Origin of the sequence: Streptomyces sp. WMMB 714, from assembly GCF_900090125.1 — a bacterium.
In the GTDB taxonomy this organism is placed as follows: Bacteria; Actinomycetota; Actinomycetes; order Streptomycetales; family Streptomycetaceae; genus Streptomyces; species Streptomyces daqingensis.
In genome coordinates, this window is the sequence record NZ_FMHJ01000004.1 from 239,208 (window position 1) to 256,249 (window position 17,042).

13 protein-coding genes are annotated in these 17,042 nt (G+C 70.9%); 6 read left to right on the forward strand and 7 right to left on the reverse strand.

Translation table 11 applies throughout. The features are described from left to right. The first annotated feature begins 21 nt into the window (after positions 1-21). The 3 genes from H181DRAFT_RS08800 (at position 22) to H181DRAFT_RS08810 (ending at position 3,682) form a co-directional block, all read left to right on the forward strand. Complete coding sequence (locus H181DRAFT_RS08800; protein WP_045863716.1) at positions 22-1,119, forward strand: helix-turn-helix domain-containing protein; 1,098 nt, start codon at positions 22-24, stop codon at positions 1,117-1,119. After that, the gene (locus H181DRAFT_RS08805) at positions 1,116-1,661 is read left to right on the forward strand and encodes a PIN domain-containing protein (protein ID WP_045863717.1); all 546 of its coding nucleotides are present in this window, start codon (positions 1,116-1,118) and stop codon (positions 1,659-1,661) included. The genes H181DRAFT_RS08800 and H181DRAFT_RS08805 overlap by 4 nt, the downstream gene beginning before the upstream one ends. 110 nt (positions 1,662-1,771) lie before the next feature. After that, the gene (locus tag H181DRAFT_RS08810; RefSeq protein ID WP_045863718.1) at positions 1,772-3,682 is read left to right on the forward strand and encodes an NHL domain-containing thioredoxin family protein; all 1,911 of its coding nucleotides are present in this window, start codon (positions 1,772-1,774) and stop codon (positions 3,680-3,682) included. A gap of 244 nt (positions 3,683-3,926) precedes the next feature. On the opposite strand, the gene H181DRAFT_RS08815 is transcribed toward H181DRAFT_RS08810, so the two are convergent. The 3 genes from H181DRAFT_RS08815 to H181DRAFT_RS08825 form a co-directional block, all read right to left on the reverse strand. Next, positions 3,927-4,226, reverse strand: a complete 300-nt coding sequence (locus H181DRAFT_RS08815; RefSeq protein WP_368073258.1) for a hypothetical protein — start codon at positions 4,224-4,226, stop codon at positions 3,927-3,929. A 150-nt stretch (positions 4,227-4,376) separates the two neighbouring features. Further along, a complete protein-coding gene (locus H181DRAFT_RS08820) occupies positions 4,377-5,738 on the reverse strand; it encodes a M18 family aminopeptidase (protein WP_045863720.1) in 1,362 nt (453 codons plus the stop codon). Positions 5,739-5,858: 120 nt separating this feature from the next. Further along, complete coding sequence (locus tag H181DRAFT_RS08825; protein ID WP_045863721.1) at positions 5,859-7,700, reverse strand: acyl-CoA dehydrogenase; 1,842 nt, start codon at positions 7,698-7,700, stop codon at positions 5,859-5,861. Between the two features lie 127 nt (positions 7,701-7,827). On the opposite strand from H181DRAFT_RS08825, the gene H181DRAFT_RS08830 reads away from it, so the two are divergent. Further along, positions 7,828-8,358, forward strand: coding sequence for an SseB family protein (locus H181DRAFT_RS08830; RefSeq protein ID WP_045863722.1), 531 nt, complete (start codon positions 7,828-7,830; stop codon positions 8,356-8,358). Positions 8,359-8,420: 62 nt separating this feature from the next. Here H181DRAFT_RS08830 and H181DRAFT_RS08835 read toward each other — a convergent pair whose 3' ends face one another. Then, complete coding sequence (locus H181DRAFT_RS08835; protein WP_045863723.1) at positions 8,421-10,694, reverse strand: ATP-binding SpoIIE family protein phosphatase; 2,274 nt, start codon at positions 10,692-10,694, stop codon at positions 8,421-8,423. A gap of 121 nt (positions 10,695-10,815) precedes the next feature. On the opposite strand from H181DRAFT_RS08835, the gene aspS reads away from it, so the two are divergent. Further along, a complete protein-coding gene (gene aspS, locus H181DRAFT_RS08840) occupies positions 10,816-12,579 on the forward strand; it encodes an aspartate--tRNA ligase (RefSeq protein WP_045863966.1) in 1,764 nt (587 codons plus the stop codon). A 44-nt stretch (positions 12,580-12,623) separates the two neighbouring features. Here the strand turns inward: aspS and H181DRAFT_RS08845 are convergent, their stop codons facing one another. The 3 genes from H181DRAFT_RS08845 to metG form a co-directional block, all read right to left on the reverse strand. Then, positions 12,624-13,262 carry a hypothetical protein gene (locus H181DRAFT_RS08845; RefSeq protein ID WP_045863724.1) on the reverse strand — a complete coding sequence of 213 codons (639 nt, stop codon included), beginning with the start codon at positions 13,260-13,262 and terminating at the stop codon, positions 12,624-12,626. Between the two features lie 108 nt (positions 13,263-13,370). Next, complete coding sequence (locus tag H181DRAFT_RS08850) at positions 13,371-14,114, reverse strand: GntR family transcriptional regulator (protein WP_045863725.1); 744 nt, start codon at positions 14,112-14,114, stop codon at positions 13,371-13,373. A gap of 189 nt (positions 14,115-14,303) precedes the next feature. Next, positions 14,304-15,908 carry a methionine--tRNA ligase gene (gene metG / locus H181DRAFT_RS08855; RefSeq protein WP_045863726.1) on the reverse strand — a complete coding sequence of 535 codons (1,605 nt, stop codon included), beginning with the start codon at positions 15,906-15,908 and terminating at the stop codon, positions 14,304-14,306. A gap of 204 nt (positions 15,909-16,112) precedes the next feature. Here metG and H181DRAFT_RS08860 point away from each other — a divergent pair, with 204 nt between their 5' ends. After that, positions 16,113-17,027 (forward strand): endonuclease/exonuclease/phosphatase family protein, encoded by a 915-nt coding sequence (locus tag H181DRAFT_RS08860; protein ID WP_158715425.1) that lies wholly within the window; start codon positions 16,113-16,115, stop codon positions 17,025-17,027. Positions 17,028-17,042 lie beyond the last annotated feature (15 nt).

Genomic DNA, 17,042 nt, shown 5'->3' on the forward strand with positions numbered 1-17,042 from the left:
GGCTGTGCTAAATTCGCACACATGGAGATCGGGGCGCGCGTAGCCGAGGCCAGGTCGGAATGCGGAGTCACCCAGGCGCAGCTGGCTGCCTCCATCGCCATGGACCGTACGGCGCTGGCGAAGGTCGAGTCCGGCACTCGCCGAGTGGCCGCTGTCGAGCTCGTGGCGATCGCGCGTGAGCTGGGGCGGCGGGTGGAGTGGTTCGTCGACGAAGCACCGCCCGCGCTCGTCTCCTACCGCGGAGCACACCCGGGGGTGGCCGTGCAGGCCATCGACACGAACCTGGACTCGCTGGTCCGCGATGCCGAGTTCGTCACGTCGCGCTGTCCCGGGCTGGTCGCGGGGCAGCCGGAACCCCTGCCGTACCCGGCCACAGCAGAAGAGGCCGAGAAGCTCGCCGTCTCGGCCCGCCGCCTTCTCGGCCTGGAGCCGGGGCAGCCGGCGCACGACCTCTCCGGCTTGCTCGCGGGCATCGGGCTGCTGGTGTTCGCCATGGACCTCGATGAAGGCGCGGACGCCGGCACGGTGCTGTTGCGGCGGGGCGGCGTCTGTCTCATCAACGGGCATTGGCGGGTGGGTCGTCGCCGGCTCGCTGCCGCCCACGAGCTGGGGCACTATCTCGTCGCCGACGAGTTCTCCCTGGACTGGCGGGTCGCCGCGGCGGAGGCGACGGGGATCGAGTCCAGGCTGGACCGCTTCGCCCGAGCGCTGCTCCTGCCGGCCGAGGATCTCCGGGAGCGCTGGACGGAGTGGCTGGCCATCACGGACGAGACGTGGCGTGATGCCGCGGTACGTGCCGCCAGTCACTACGGAGCGGACATGGCGACCCTGGCGCGCAGGCTGTCCGAGGTCGGAGCGGTGGACCGGCGCCGGGCGGACGACATCCGCCGTGTTCAGACCAAGCAGGCCGACATCGTGGAGAAGAACCTCGTCGTCCGGGACGAACTCGCTCCGGTGGCACTGCCGCGCCCCTACGAGCAGGCGGTGCTGAAGTTGTACCGCGGCGAAGTGATCACCGCTGACCGGGCCTTGGGGCTGCTCCGCGGCAGCTTCGATGAGGACGAACTCCCCAGTCTGCCGCCGGCGCCGGAGACGGAGATCTGGGAAGTGACCTCGTGACCGAGGCGCCGGCCGTGTACGTGCTGGACACGGGTCCGCTCAGTCACTTCGCGCACGCTCAGTGGCTCGGGGTTCTCAAGGTCGTTCTGAAGGATCACCGGGTGCTGATCCCCGACGTGGTCGCGGACGAGTTGCGCAACGGGACCGAACGCCATCAGCACTTGCGCTCTGTACTCGAAGCCGACTGGATAGAGACGGTCTCACTCGAAACGCCCTCCCAGTTATCCGCGTTCGTGCACTACGAGCGGCGGCTGGTCGGTCCGGATGGCCGCAACATGGGCGAGTGCGGCGTACTCGCGTTGGCCGAGACGCTGCCGGACGCCGTGGCGGTCATCGACGATCGAGTGGCTGTGGAGGCAGCGCGGGGCCGACCCGTCACACTGCGTCGCACTCTGGGTCTGCTGTGCGATGCGATCCACGCTGGACTTCTCACTGTGCCGTTGGTCTCCGCGCTGGCAGACGACCTGCTGGAGGGCCAGTATCGGCTCCCTTTCAGGCCGGGGGGCTTCGCCGAATGGTGTGCCAGGGAGGGGCTCTTCTGATTCGCGAACGGGGGTGAGCAGGCGGGCAGTTCGCGCAGCCCGGCGTTCCGCGCGTCCCGTGGTCCCGTACCGGGGGTGGGGCACGAATTCGACGGTGAGACCCTGGTGCCATGACGAGAAGCGCCCGCGTCCGCGCCCCTGAGCTGCAAGGTCGTGCCTGGCTGAACACCGGCGGGGCCGCGCCGGCCCTCGCGGATCTGCGGGGTCGCATCGTACTGCTCGACTTCTGGACGTTCTGCTGCGTGAACTGCCTGCACGTCCTGGACGAGCTGCGCGAGCTGGAGGCGCGGCACCGCGACACCCTCGTGGTCGTCGGCGTCCACTCGCCGAAGTTCGCCCACGAGGCCGAGCCGCGGGCCGTCGCCGACGCGGTCGAGCGCTACCAGGTCGAGCATCCGGTGCTGGACGACCCGGAGCTCGCGACGTGGCGGCAGTACGCGGTGCGCGCCTGGCCGACGCTGGTGGTCGTCGACCCCGAGGGGTACGTGGTGGCGCAGCACGCCGGCGAGGGCCACGCGCACGCCGTGGAGGCGCTCGTCTCGCAGCTCGAGCGCGAGCACGAGGCGAAGGGGACGCTGCGGCGGGGCGACGCCCCGTACGTGCCGCCGGAGCCCGAGCCGACGACGCTGCGCTTCCCCGGCAAGGTTCTGCGCCTGCCCGGCGGCGCCACCCCCCGGGAAGCGGGCGAGGACGGCGGCGGCTTCCTGGTCTCGGACACCACCCGGCACCAGCTCGTCGAGCTGGACGCGGACGGTGAGACGGTGCTGCGCCGCATCGGGACGGGCGAACGCGGTATGCGGGACGGCGGCCCGGACAGCGCCCGGTTCAGCGAGCCGCAGGGCCTCGCGCTGATGCCGGACGGCCGCACCGTCGTCGTCGCCGACACCGTGAACCACGCGCTGCGCGCCTGCGACTTGGCGACGGGCTCCGTCAGCACGCTCGCAGGGACGGGCGAGCAGTGGTGGAAGGGTGCCGAGACGTCCGGGTCCGCACGTGAGGTCTCGCTCTCCTCGCCCTGGGACCTGGCGTGGTTCGACGGGCGGCTGTGGATCGCGATGGCGGGCGTGCACCAGCTGTGGACGTACGTCCCGCCCGCGGACGGCGACGGGCAGGGCACCGTGCGGATGGAGGCGGGAACGGCCGGCGAGGGCCTCGCGGACGGGCCTGCGGCGGAGGCGTGGTTCGCGCAGCCGTCAGGGCTGTCGGCGTCGGCGGACGGCGAGCGGCTGTGGATCGCCGACTCGGAGACGAGCGCGCTGCGCGTGCTGGAGAAGGCGGACGGTGCCGAGGGCGCATATACGGTGCGCACGGCGGTGGGGACCGGCCTCTTCGACTTCGGCCACCGGGACGGGCCCGCCGAAGAGGCCCTGCTCCAGCACCCGTTGGGGGTGACGGCGCTGCCCGGGGGGAGCGTCGTGATCAGCGACACCTACAACAACGCGCTGCGCCGCTACGACCCGCGGAGCGGCGAAGTCAGCACGCTCGCCACGGACTTGCGGGAGCCCTCGGACGCGGTGGCGGCCGGCGGCGGGGACATCGTCGTCGTGGAGTCCGCACGGCACCGGCTCACCCGGCTCCGCCTGCCCGAGGAGGCGGTTCGCGTGGAGCCGGTGGCCCATCGCACGCAGCGGTCCGCCACCGAAGTGGCCCCGGGCGAGGTGCTGCTGGACGTCGTCTTCGAGGCGCCGCGCGGCCAGAAGCTGGACGACCGCTACGGGCCGTCGACGAGGCTCGTCGTCAGCTCCACGCCCGAGGAGCTGCTGGCGGAGGGCGCCGGGACGGGCACCGATCTGGGACGCGTGCTCCGGCTGTCGGAGCACGTGCGCGAGGGCGTGCTGCACGTCTCGGCCGCGGCGGCGTCGTGCGACGATCCGGACGCCTCGGACGGGGAGCCGGAGGAGTACCCGGCGTGCCACATGCACCAGCAGGACTGGGGCGTGCCGGTACGGGTCACCGGGGCGGGGACGGCCAGGCTGCCGCTGGTGCTCGCGGGCCTCGACGACCAGGGTCTCGACGGCTAGTCCGGGAACGGCCGGTCCGGGCCGGTTGGTTCGGGGACGCCGGACAGGGCCGCGCGAGCGGACGCCTGCCCCGGCCGCCCGTACCGGCCGCCGGGTGCGGTCCGGCACGGCAACGGCCCGCGGGGTCCGTCCCGGGCCCCGCGGGCCGTCTTCACCCGCTTTCCGCGCCGCGTGCCGCGGCGCCGTCGGTGCTCACGCCGTCAGTGCGGCGTGCTCTCGCTGTGCTCCGTGCACCCGTCCCGTCTCAGCGCAGATGGTGGCGCTCCTCCTCGACGACCACCGGCGCCGCCGGGGACGGCGGCTGCGTCTTGCGGCGCTTGAAGATGCTCACGTAGACGGAGAGGCCGATCAGACCGGCGGCCATCAGGACGAGACCCACCACATCGAGGTTCACGACGTCTGTGTTCCAGTCGACGGCCAAGGTGAGGATGGCCCCCACGGCCAGCATGCCGATGCAGAAGACGATGCCCATGGATTCCTGCCTCCGGTTGGCGATTGCCCTGCTCTCGTACGGGTTGCGGGTACCCGGGTGCTGGCCCGTCATTCAGCGGCGGGGTCACGGACGTCCCGCGGCGGCGTCAACCGCGTTCTGCGGCAGGGACGTTGACGGCGGTGCGGGTGGCGACCGGTGGCGACCGCGGGGCCCTCAGCCTCGACGCCGTCGCCCCCGGCGCGGGGTCGGCGCCCGATGGCGTCAAGGGGCCGTCAGGAAGCCGTCCATGCACTGCGCGAGCAGGAACGGGTCCTCCGCGCCGCACAGTTCGCGTGCCGAGTGCATCGAGAGGATGGCCACTCCGATGTCGACCGTCGAGATGCCGTGCCGCGCGGCTGTGATGGGGCCGATCGTCGTTCCGCAGGGCATCGCGTTGTTGGAGACGAACGACTGCCACGGCACGCCGGCCCGCTCGCAGGCCGAGGCGAAGACCGCCCGCCCCGAACCGTCCGTCGCGTAGCGCTGGTTGACGTTCACCTTGAGGATCGGCCCGCCGTTCGGCATCGGGTGGTGTCCCGGGTCGTGGCGCTCCGGGTAGTTGGGGTGCACCGCGTGCCCGGTGTCGGAGGAGAGGCAGACGCTTCCCGCGTAGGCGCGCGCCCGGTCTTCGTACGTACCGCCGCGGGCGAAGACGGAGCGCTCCAGCACCCCGCCGAGCAGCGGCCCGTCGGCGCCCGTGTCGGACTGGCTGCCGTTCTCCTCGTGGTCGAAGGCGGCCAGCACGGGGATCGCGGTCAGGTCGTCCCGCGCGGCGGCCGCCGCCAGCGCCGTGGCGCCCGCGTGGACGGACAGCAGGTTGTCCATGCGGGGTCCCGCCAGCAGCTCCTGGTCGTGGCCCAGGTACGCGGGCGGCTCCACGCTGTGCGCCATCAGGTCCCAGCCGGTGACGTCCCCGGCGGGCACGCCCGCCTCCTCGGCGACGTAGCGGACGACGTCCCCCTCGCCGGGGGTGCCGAGACCCCACACCGGGGTCATGTGGCGCTGGCGGTCCAGCTTCAGGCCCTCGTTGACCTGCCGGTCCAGATGGATGGCGAGCTGGGGGACGCGGAGCAGCGGACGGTCGATGTGCACGAGGCGCGTCGAGCCGTCGCGCAGGGTGAGCCGCCCGGCGAGGCCGAGGTCCCGGTCGAGCCAGGTGTTGAGCAGCGTTCCGCCGTAGATCTCCACGGCGATCTGCCGCCAGCCCCCGCCGCCCGTGTCCGGCACGGGCTTGACCCGCAGGTTGGGGGAGTCGGTGTGGGCGCCGATGATGCGGTAGGGGGTGGAGGGTTCGGCGCCGGCGGGGACGTACCAGGCGATCAGGGCGCCGCCGCGCAGCACGTAGTGGCCCTGCCCCCGGGGGCTTCCCGGGCCGCCGCCCTGCTGGCCGTGGGCGCCGTCCTCGGAGTGTGCGGCCGTCCAGGAGCCGGTCTCGTCGAGCTGCCGGAAGCCGGCCTTCTCCAGCAACTCGGCAGCGCTGCGCACCGCGTGGTACGGCGTGGGCGAGTCGGTGAGGAAACGGATCAGGCTGTCGGCGTGTGCTCGGCCCGGGCGGTCCTCGGGGCGCTGAGGGCTAGGGGTCATACGGCCAGCATACGAATGCGGAACGCCCCTCCCCATCCCGGACGGGGAGGAGAAGGGCGTTCCGCATGGGGGGATCTCAGGAGCCTTCCGGGACCGGTGGGAACCGGCCCCGGACGCCGCTCAGAAGGCTGCTTCGTCCAGCTCCATCACGGAGGCGTCGACGTTCTCGGCCAGGCCGCGCTCGACCGCGAGGCCGGGCAGGACGGTCGTGGCGAAGAACTTCGCGGCCGCGACCTTGCCCTCGTAGAAGGCCTTGTCCTTGGCGGACAGCGGCTTCGCCGAGGTCTCGCGCAGCCTGTCCGCCGCGACGGCCGCGCCGCGCAGCAGCAGGTAGCCGATGACGACGTCGCCGGAGGCGAGCAGGAAGCGGGTGGTGTTCAGCCCCACCTTGTAGATGGACTTCACGTCGTTCTCGGTGGCGGCGAGGTCCGTCAGCATGGTGCCGACGATCGCCTCCAGGTCCACGGCCGCGCGGGACAGCTCCTCGCGGGCGGCGGCCAGTTCCTCGCCGCCCTTCGCCTCGGCGAGGAACTTCTTGATCTCCTCGGAGAGGGTCGTGAGCGCCTGGCCCTGGTCGCGGACGACCTTGCGGAAGAAGTAGTCCTGGCCCTGGATCGCGGTGGTGCCCTCGTAGAGGGTGTCGATCTTCGCGTCCCGGATGTACTGCTCGATCGGGTACTCCTGGAGGTACCCGGAGCCGCCCAGCGTCTGCAGCGACTGCGCGAGCTGCTCGTAGGACTTCTCCGAGCCGTAGCCCTTGACGATCGGCAGGAGCAGGTCGTTGAGGCGCTGCTCCGCGGACGCGTCCTCGCCGCGGAACTCCTTCATGACGATCTCGTCCTGCACCGAGGCGGTGTAGAGGACGAGGGCGCGCATGCCCTCCGCGTACGCCTTCTGCGTCATCAGCGAGCGGCGCACGTCGGGGTGGTGGGTGATGGTGACGCGCGGGGCGGTCTTGTCGGTGAACTGCGCCAGGTCGGCGCCCTGCACGCGCTCCCTGGCGTACTCCAGCGCGTTGAGGTAGCCGGTGGAGAGCGTGGCGATGGCCTTCGTGCCGACCATCATCCGCGCGAACTCGATGATCTTGAACATCTGGCGGATGCCGTCGTGCTTCTCGCCCAGCAGCCAGCCCTTCGCGGGCCGGTTGGCGCCGAAGGTCAGCTCGCAGGTGTTGGAGACACGGAGCCCCATCTTGTGCTCGACGTTGGTGGCGTAGACGCCGTTGCGCTCGCCGAGCTCGCCGGTCTCGCGGTCGAACTCGTACTTGGGGACGATGAAGAGGGACAGGCCCTTGGTGCCCGGGCCGTGGCCCTCGGGGCGGGCGAGCACGAAGTGCACGATGTTCTCGGACATGTCGTGCTCACCGGAGGTGATGAAGCGCTTCACGCCGTCGATGTGCCAAGTGCCGTCGTCCTGCTGGACGGCCTTGGTGCGCCCGGCGCCGACGTCCGAGCCGGCGTCCGGCTCGGTGAGCACCATCGTGGCGCCCCACTGCTTGTCGGCGATCAGCTTGGCGATCTTCTGCTGGTCCTCGGTGCCCTCGTCGTGGATGACGCCGGCGAAGGCGGGGCCGGAGGCGTACATCCAGATCGCGGGGTTGGAGCCCAGGATCGTCTCGGCGAAGCCCCACAGCAGGGAGCGCGGCGCCGTGGTGCCGCCGATCTGCTCCGGGATGCCCAGCCGCCACCATTCGGCGTCCATGTAGGCCTGGTAGCTCTTCTTGAAGGACGCCGGGACGGGCGCGGTGTTCGTCTCCGGGTCGAAGACGGGCGGGTTGCGGTCGGCGTCCTCGTAGGACTCGGCCAGTTCGTTCTCGGCGAGGCGTGCGATCTCGGACAGCACGCTCTTCGCGGTCTCCACGTCCATCTCCGCGAACGGTCCGGTGCCGTACACCGTGTCGCGGTCGAGCACCTCGAAGAGGTTGAACTCGATGTCGCGGAGATTCGACTTGTAGTGCCCCATGGCAACGGCTCCGTGTGGTCGGACTCGACGGACAGGTAGTCAGTTGTGTCTACACACGATGATGCTACCCGTCGGTAATAAGAAGCAAGCCCTCTCCGCATATCTGTGACTCGTTACTCTTTCCTTCATGTACGGCTACGACCAGACCGCGTCCGCGGGGCAGGGCTACCCGCATGCCGGGCAGCAGTACGGCCATCAGCAGGCTGGCCATCAGCAGTACACGACGCATCAGGCGGCTCCGCACCACTACGGGCAGGCCCAGCACGGCAACGGGCAGCCGCTCTACCCCGAGCCGTCGTCGCCGCCGTCGCTGCGCGAGACCGTGCGGGCGTTCACGACCGGCACCATGACCTCGGAGGACTTCCAGTCGATCTTCTCGACCTCGAAGGTCTACTGCCCGCGAGGTGAGACCCCCGGCTTCCTGGCGCTGCACGACACCCAGCAGCCGGTCATCCCGATGTTCACCACGCTCAAGGAGCTGCGCCGCTACGCCGGCAAGGAGTCCCGGTACTTCGTGATCACGGGCGCCGAGGTGCTGGACCTGCTGCCGTCCGGCTACGGCTTCGTCCTGGACATGGAGGGCGACCACCGCGTGGTCTTCGACGCGAAGGCCGTCGAGGAGATGGTGGACTTCGCGATGCGCCGCATGTACGGCTGAGGCGCACCTACGGCTGACGGGGGCCGGTCAGGCCGGAGGCCGGGCCCCGGATCGCGGGAACCTCAGGACCAGTCGGGCGCCGCCGCGTTCTCGTGCATCTCGAACCAGATGCACTTCCCCTCACCCCGAGGGTCGACGCCCCACGCCCCGGCAAGCATCTCCATCATCACCAGGCCCCGCCCGGACGAGGCCAGCTCGCCGGGCGTGCGGCGGTGCGGCAGGGCGTCGCTGGTGTCGGCCACCTCGACGCGCAGCAGCCGCTCCCGGCGGGTGCCGCTGCATTCGGCGATCACCCTGGCGTCGCCGTCCGTGTGCACGAGGACGTTCGTCAGCATCTCCGACAGCATCAGGACCGCCGCGTCGATCTGGTCCTCGTTCGCCCAGTCGAAGAGCATGCCCTGAAGCTGGTGCCGCGCCTCGCCGATGCGTTCCGGCTCGGCCTGCGCCACCGTCAGCGTCGTACGGCGCGAGATCCCCTCGGCGGCCGCCGCCCGGTGGACGGCGTACTCGGGGTCGAGGGAGAGGATCAGCAGCGCGATGTCGTCCTCGCGCCTGCCGGCGAGCGGCCCCGGCGCCTCACCGGGCAGGGGGCGCGTCGCAGAGCTGACCAGGGCGTTCGCGAAGTTCTCCAGGTCCTCCGGCGCGTGCGGCCCGTCGGCCTGCTCCTCGGCGACCTCGCGGATGCGGCTCCAGCCGGACTCCATGGTGTGCCCGCCGGCCTCGATCAGCCCGTCCGTGCACACCAGCAGCGTCTCGCCCGGTTCCAGGACGAGACGGGTCGTCGGGTACTCCGATCCGGGATCCACGCCGAGTGGCAGGCCGCCCGCGGTGGGCCGGATCAGCATCGTCCCGTCGGACAGCCACAGCGCCGGGTCGAGGTGGCCGGCGCGCGCGATGTCGAGGGTGCCGGTGAGCGGGTCCGCCTCGAGGTACAGGCAGGTGGCGAAGCGGGTGTCGGCGGACGCCGCGGTCTCCGCCGACGGCTCGCCCTCACCGGCGCCGGGCTCCGGGCGCCCCAGCCCGGCGAGGAAGCGCGAGGTGCGGGAGAGCACCGCGTCGGGGCGGTGGCCCTCCGCCGAGTACGCCCGCAGGGCGATCCGCAGCTGCGCCATGATGCCGGCCGCCCGCACGTCGTGGCCCTGGACGTCGCCGATCACCAGGGCCGTACGCCCGGAGGGCAGCGGGATCACGTCGTACCAGTCGCCTCCCACTTCGAGGCCGCCGCCCGCCGGCACGTAGCGCGCGGCCAGCGACATGCCCTCGATGGCCGGACGGCGCGCGGGCCGCATGGTGCGCTGGAGCCCCGCGGACAGCTGCAACTCCGTCTCGTGCATCGACGTACGGGCGATGGCCTGCGCGAGCATCCGGGCCACGTTCGTCAGCAGCGACCGGTCCTCGGTGGTGAAGGCGACGGGCTCGGCGAACGCCACCATCCAGGCGCCGAGTATCCGCCCGGAGATGTTCAGCGGCAGGAACGCCCAGGCACGGTTCCCGAGGCGCCTCGCGTCGGGCCACACGTGGGGGTACCTCTGCCGGTACACCTGCGGGGAGGGCAGGTAGACGGCCCGGTTGGTGCGCACCACGTCGGCGGCCGGGTAGTCGGCGTCGACGGAGACCTCGATGAAGGGCAGCAGCTGCTCCGGGACCGGCCGCTGCCCGAAGTTGCCCACGAGGGAGAGCTGGTCGCCCTCCAGGCTGAAGACCGCCAGCGTCCTCGGCATGAACCCGGGCATGGCCAGCGAGCCCGCGACGCGCAGCACCTCCGCGGTGGTGCGCGCCTCGGCGAGCGCACGCCCGGTGTTCAGCAGGAACGCCTCGCGCTGGAGCTGCTGGTTCTCCGTGGAGGGCAGGTATTCCGCGGACGTCTCGGGGACCTCGGAGACCGTCCCGATGAGGGCGAGGGTGCGGCCCTCGCCCTGCGGAGCCATCCGGCTGCGCACGGTCCGCACGACGGCCCCGTCGTGGTCGACGACGCGCACAGTGGCCTCCACCAGCGTTCCCTCGGTCAGGGCGAGCGTGGCGGTGGCCATGAGGTCCACGTAGTCGGCGACGTGGATGCAGGAGCGGATCGCGGTCTCGGAGAGCGCGACGGTCCGGCTGTCGTCGTCGAAGGCCCCTACGCCCTCGCCGCCCGCCGCGGTGCCGGGGGCCGCGTCGGGCTCGGACGGGGCGTCGGAGCCGGGCCCGGGGACGGAGATGGACTGGGTGCCGGTGACCTTCCGGATGGGGATGCCCAGCAGTTCCGCAGCGCACAGGTCGAGTGTGGAGACACCGGTTGCGCTGTCCCAACGCCACAGGCCGACCCTGGAGGCCCTCAGCACGTCCTCGGTGCGCATTGCCCCACTTTATGTGGGTTGCGGAATGCGGGGCGAGCGGGGCTGAGCCAGGGCGGTAGTCTCAGGGGTCGACCCTTGAGCAACTGTCCCAGTGACTGACGAGCCAACGACTGGATGAATGATGCATCGGTACCGTTCCCACACCTGCGGTGAGCTACGTGCCTCGGACGTCGGCACCGGCGTCCGTCTCAGCGGCTGGCTGCACAACCGTCGGAACCTGGGCGGCATCCTCTTCATCGATCTGCGCGACCACTACGGCATCGTGCAGCTCGTCGTGCGGCCCGAGCAGACCGAGGTGCACGAGCGGCTCAGCTCCCTGTCCAAGGAGTCCGTCGTCCGCGTGGACGGCAAGGTCAGCGCGCGCGGCGCCGACAACGTCAACCCCGAACTGCCGACGGGTGACGTCGAGGTCGAGGTCGCGGACGTCGAGGTGCTCGGCGGCGCCGGGCAGATCCCCTTCACGATCAACGCCGAGGACGGCGTCAACGAGGAGCGGCGCCTGGAGTACCGCTTCCTCGACCTGCGGCGCGAGCGCATGCACCGCAACATCATCCTGCGCTCGCAGGTCATCGCGAAGATCCGCGAGAAGATGGTGCGCGAGGGGTTCAACGAGCTGGCGACGCCGATCCTGTCGGCCACGTCCCCCGAGGGCGCCCGCGACTTCCTCGTGCCGTCGCGGCTCCACGCCGGCAAGTTCTACGCACTGCCGCAGGCACCGCAGCAGTTCAAGCAGCTGCTGATGATCGCCGGCTTCGACCGGTACTTCCAGATCGCGCCCTGCTTCCGCGACGAGGACGCCCGCGCGGACCGCTCGCCCGGCGAGTTCTACCAGCTCGACATGGAGATGAGCTTCGTCGAGCAGGAGGACGTCTTCGAGGTCATCGAGAAGGTGATGACCGAGCTCTTCCAGGAGCTGGGAGAGGGCCGCGAGTGCACCTCGCCGTTCCCGCGCGTCCCGTTCCGCGAGGCCATGCTGAAGTACGGCTCCGACAAGCCGGATCTGCGGGCGCAGCTCGAACTCGTCGACGTCTCCGACGTGTTCAAGGGCTCCGGCTTCAAGGCGTTCGCGGACAAGCACGTCCGCGCCCTCGCCGTGCCGGACACCGCGGACCAGCCGCGCAAGTTCTTCGACCAGATGGGCGAGTTCGCCGTCGAGCAGGGCGCGAAGGGCCTCGCCTGGGTGCGGGTGAACGACGACCGCACGCTGACCGGTCCCATCGCGAAGTTCCTCGGCGAGAACGACGTCCAGCAGCTGCTGACGGTGCTCAAGGCCGAGCCGGGCACCGCGGTCTTCTTCGGCGCCGGCGAGTTCGACGAGGTCTCGAAGATCATGGGCGCCGTCCGCGTGGAGGCCGCCAAGCGCACCGGCCACTTCGAGGAAGGCGTCTACCGCTTCTGCTGGATCGTCGACTTCCCGATGTTCGAGAAGGACGAGGAGACCGGCGCGGTCGAGTTCTCCCACAACCCCTTCTCGATGCCGCAGGGCGGCCTGCGGGCGCTCGAGACGCAGGACCCGCTGGACGTCCTGGCCTGGCAGTACGACATCGTCTGCAACGGCGTGGAGCTCTCCTCGGGCGCCATCCGTAACCACGAGCCCGAGATCATGTTCAAGGCGTTCGAGATCGCGGGCTACTCCAACGAGGACGTCGAGCGTGAATTCGGCGGCATGCTGCGGGCGTTCCGCTTCGGCGCCCCGCCGCACGGCGGCATCGCCCCCGGCATCGACCGGATCGTAATGCTGCTGGCGGACGAGCCCAACATCCGCGAGACGATCGCGTTCCCGCTCAACGGCAACGCGCAGGACCTGCTGATGGGCGCCCCGAGCGAGGTGGACGAGGCCCGTCTGAAGGAGCTGCACCTGTCGGTGCGCAAGCCGAAGCTGTGACCGCGGTGACGCGGTGACGTGGGGTTCACCTGTTTCGCGCCGCGTCACAGCCGCGCCGGGTCCTCGACGGTGTAGGAGTCCAGCCGGGCGACGAGCTGTCCCGCACGGGTCCAGTGGATGTGGGTGTCGTCGTAGGTCACTCCGGTCGCCGTCCGGGCCGTGGGGTGAGGGTGCCCAGGCTGGTAGAGCGCGCCGTGGACTCCCACGAGTGTGCGCCTGCGGACGCGCAACGTGACGGAGCGCTGCCGGAGGTGAGGACACACCCGTACGGCCCGGGCGGCACAGGGGCCGCAGACCGGAGGGTGGGTGGTGGTGAGGTCGTCCGGCAGACTCCCGGAGTCTGCGGCCTCCTCTCCGATCACCCACAGGACCCCGTCCCTGGCCTGGTCGGCCGCGCCGCCGCAGACCTGGCACAACATCTTCCGCATGGCCCTGCGTTGGCGGAGCGCATGTACTCGGCCGAACTCGGGGCGCCCTCTCCCCGGACTGTGCCCGACGCGCGTCCACAGGACGCCGTCCCGGTCGCGGTCGTGCAGAGTCTCGTCGGCGAAGCCGATCCCCGGACCGGCGGCGACGACCGGCTGTGCGGGAATCCTTTCTGAGGACCATGCCGTGATGTAGGGGACGACATCGGTGAGTTGAGGCGAGCCGGCGGCGGAGGAAGTAAGAAGGCTCGGCGGCACGGAGTCTCCTCTTGTGGGCCAACGGAAGGAGATGACCTCCCTAGGGAAGATTTAAACGCTCTTCCCTAGGGAGGTCAATGCCACTTCCGGGTGCCCTCAGGGCGGTGCTCAGCCGCTGAAGCGGTAGTCGAGTACGTACGAACCGGCGTCCAGCAACATGCGGTTCACTTCGACGGGCCGGTTCTCCGGCGTGCGCGCCACGCGCACGATCTCGATCAGCGGAGAACCCGGCGGCTGGGCCAGCGCCTCGGCTTCGTCCGGGTCGGGCATCCTGGCGCGTAGTTCCTCCGTGAAGTCGACGGGCTCGGCGTTGAGTTCGGCGAGCCGGGCGTAGGTGCCGCCCGGGCCGGTGTCCGGCTCGGCCACGCGCGTGCCGCGGACGAGCCCGGCAGGAAGATACGAGGTGGCGAGCTGGACGGGCTCCCCGTCCACCAGGTAGCGGCGGCTGCGCACGACTACAGCGGTGTCCTCGCCGGACAGGCCCAGTGCTTCGGCTACCCAGTCCGGAGCCTTCGCTTCGCGCACGTCGAGACCGTCCACCTCCAGCGGGCGGTCCTCGACGTCCGCCGCCCAGACGGAACGGCCAAGGGCGCGCCCCTCGCGCGACAGACGCTCAGTCCCACTGCGCCTGATCAGCTTGAACTCACGCACATACGTGCCCGATCCGGGTCGCGCGATGGCCAGGCCCTCCAAGGTCAGCAGCTTGAGCGCGTTCGCCGCCGTCTGCTTGGCGACGCCGTACTGCCGGACCAGAGCGGGCTCGCCGGGCAGGCGTGTGCCAGGGGCGAGGTCGCCCGACTTGATCCTCGCGCGGAGGTCGTCGGCGATCTGGCGGGCGGGCGTCTCGGGCATCGGCCCCTCCATGTTCCCTAGGGTGGTTCACCACCGTAACTCCCGTCCCGGGCGCTCCGTGCCGCGCGGTCCTGCGCCAGGGTGTGAGCCTGGGACCGTGAACGTTTGGGGGCCCGGAACCAGCCGGTTCCGGGCCCCGCGTAGCCGTGTCCGGTGGGCCGGTGCGGGCCCACCGGACACGGGGGTGGCTCAGTCCTCCAGGCGCGGGAAGAGCACCTTGCCCTTGGTGACCGTCGCTCCGGCGGGCAGCTGCCCCCAGCGGCCCGCGTCCGCGAGCGGCTGGTCGCCGAGCGCGCCGAGGTGCGGCTCGGCACCCAGGGACTCCCAGAGCTTCGCCGACGACTCCGGCATCACCGCGTTCAGCAGCACCGCGCAGGCCCGCAGCGCCTCGGCCGCCGTGTAGAGGATCGTCGCCAGCCGGGCCTGCGCCTCGGGCGAGGAGTCCTTGGCGACCTTCCACGGAGCCTGCTCCGTCAGATAGCCGTTGACCTGCTTGACGAAGTCGAAGACGGCCGCGATGCCGCCGGAGAAGTCCAGCTCGTCGCCGATCCGCCGGTCCGCTTCGCCGACGGCCTTCGCCAGCCCGTCGACGATCGCCTGCTCGGCCTCGCCGGGAGCCTTCGCCTCCGGGAGGGTGCCGTCGAAGTACTTGCCGACCATGGCCGCGACGCGGGAGGCGAGGTTGCCGTAGTCGTTGGCGAGTTCGCTCGTGTAGCGGGCGGTGAAGTCCTCCCAGGAGAACGAGCCGTCCTGCCCGAACGCGATGGCCCGCAGGAAGTACCAGCGGTAGGCGTCGACGCCGAAGTGCTCCGTGAGCTGCTGCGGCGAGATGCCGGTCAGGTTGGACTTGGACATCTTCTCGCCACCGACCATCAGCCAGCCGTTCGCGGCGATCTTCCCGGGCAGCGGAAGGCCGTTCGCCATCAGCATCGCCGGCCAGATCACCGCGTGGAAGCGGAGGATGTCCTTGCCGACGAGGTGCACGTCGGCGGGGAACGTCCCGTCGAAGCGCTCCTGGTCCGAGCCGTACCCCACCGCCGTCGCGTAGTTGAGCAGCGCGTCGATCCACACGTAGATGACGTGCTTGTCGTCCCAGGGGACCTTCACGCCCCAGTCGAACGTCGAGCGCGAGATGGAGAGGTCCTCAAGACCCTGCCGGACGAAGTTCACGACCTCGTTGCGCGCCGACTCGGGCTGGATGAACTCGGGGTGCCGCTCGTAGTGCTCCAGCAGCTTCGGGCCGTACTCGGAGAGCTTGAAGAAGTAGTTCTCCTCCTGGAGCATCTCCACCGGCGCGCGGTGGATGGGGCACAGCTTCTGCCCCGCGAACCCCCCATCGCCGTCCAGCAGTTCGCCGTAGGTCTTGTACTCCTCGCAGCCCACGCAGTACGGGCCCTCGTACCCGCCCTGGTAGATCTCGCCCTTGTCGTACAGGTCCTGGACGAACTCGCGGACGCGGTCGGTGTGCCGCTTCTCCGTGGTGCGGATGAAGTCGTCGTTGCGGATGTCGAGATGCTCCCAGAGGGGCTTCCACGCCTCCTCGACGAGCTTGTCGCACCATTCGCGCGGGGAGACGCCGTTCGCCTCCGCGGTGCGCATGATCTTCTGACCGTGCTCGTCCGTGCCGGTGAGGTACCACACCTTCTCGCCGCGCTGACGGTGCCAGCGCGTGAGCACGTCGCCTGCGACGGTCGTGTAGGCGTGGCCCAGGTGCGGAGCGTCGTTCACGTAGTAGATGGGGGTCGTGACGTAGTACGCCTTCGACCCCGTCTGCTCAGTTCCAGTGGCCGCCATGCCCGAAATCCTAACGGCCCGCAAGCGCGGATCCCCCACCGGCGACCGCGGGTGAGCGGCCGTGCGGGAACTGCCGCGGGCCCTGTGCCGCCTCCGCTGTGTTGACGCCCTCCCGGGCCCTCTGCATGCTTGCGCCCGTACGTCTGCGGAGACTTCCGCACCCGGGCGAACCGGGCCGGACCGATGGAGGGCGCCATCCGACGCGTGACCGTAGCGCTCTCCGGTGCCGTGGCGGCAGCGGGTGCCGTGGCAGCCGTGGTGCTGGTCGCCGCGCCGCCGTCCCCGTCCGCGAAGTCCTCGCCGAAGGGCTACGTCATCGGTCAGTTCAACATGGCCGGGGGCACGACGGAGCACGGCGCGAAGGGGAACCCGGTGCCCGACGACCTCGCCGAGGGCGTCGCCGACCGCAGGCCCGCCGTGCTGACCCTGCAGGAGACGTGCCGCGACTGGGCCGAGCGGCTGGAGGAACGGCTCAAGGGCTACGGAGTGGTGTTCGCCCCCGTGGACAACCTCGCCAGGAACCCGGGGACTCCCGCGCGGTGCCACCACCCGGCCGACTTCGGCAACACGCTGGTCTTCCGCGAGGACCTGGGCTTCGAGCAGGAGTCCGCCGAGAGCCATCTGCTCGGATCGACGAGCGGCGACGAGTACCGCGAGATGGTGTGCGTGCGCTCCGAGGAGCGGAAACTGGTCGCCTGCTCCGCGCATCTGACTCCCGGTGAGGACGAGTACGCCGCGAGCCGCGAGAAGGAGGCCGCGGAGGCCGTGCGCGTCCTCACCGGCCGCTACGAGGGCTACAGGGCTGTGCTCGGCGGCGACATCAACGACCTGCCGCTGTCCGGCGTCCTCGACCGCTTCTACCACCGCGGCTACGGGCACGGGGCGCGCGGCGCGTTCAAGGAGGCGGCGGGCCCCTGCGGCGACGCGATGAAGCCGCGGCAGCCGCGCGATGCGCTGCCACGGAACAGGTACACGCACTGCCGCTCCGGCGAACCGACCCACAGCAAGGGGAAGATCGACTACCTCTTCGTCGCGCCGTCCGTGCGCGTCGAGTGGAGCGGCGTGAGCCACTCCGAGCAGTCCGACCACAAGCAGGTGTGGGCCCGCGTGGTCTTCTGACCCGCCGGCCGCCCG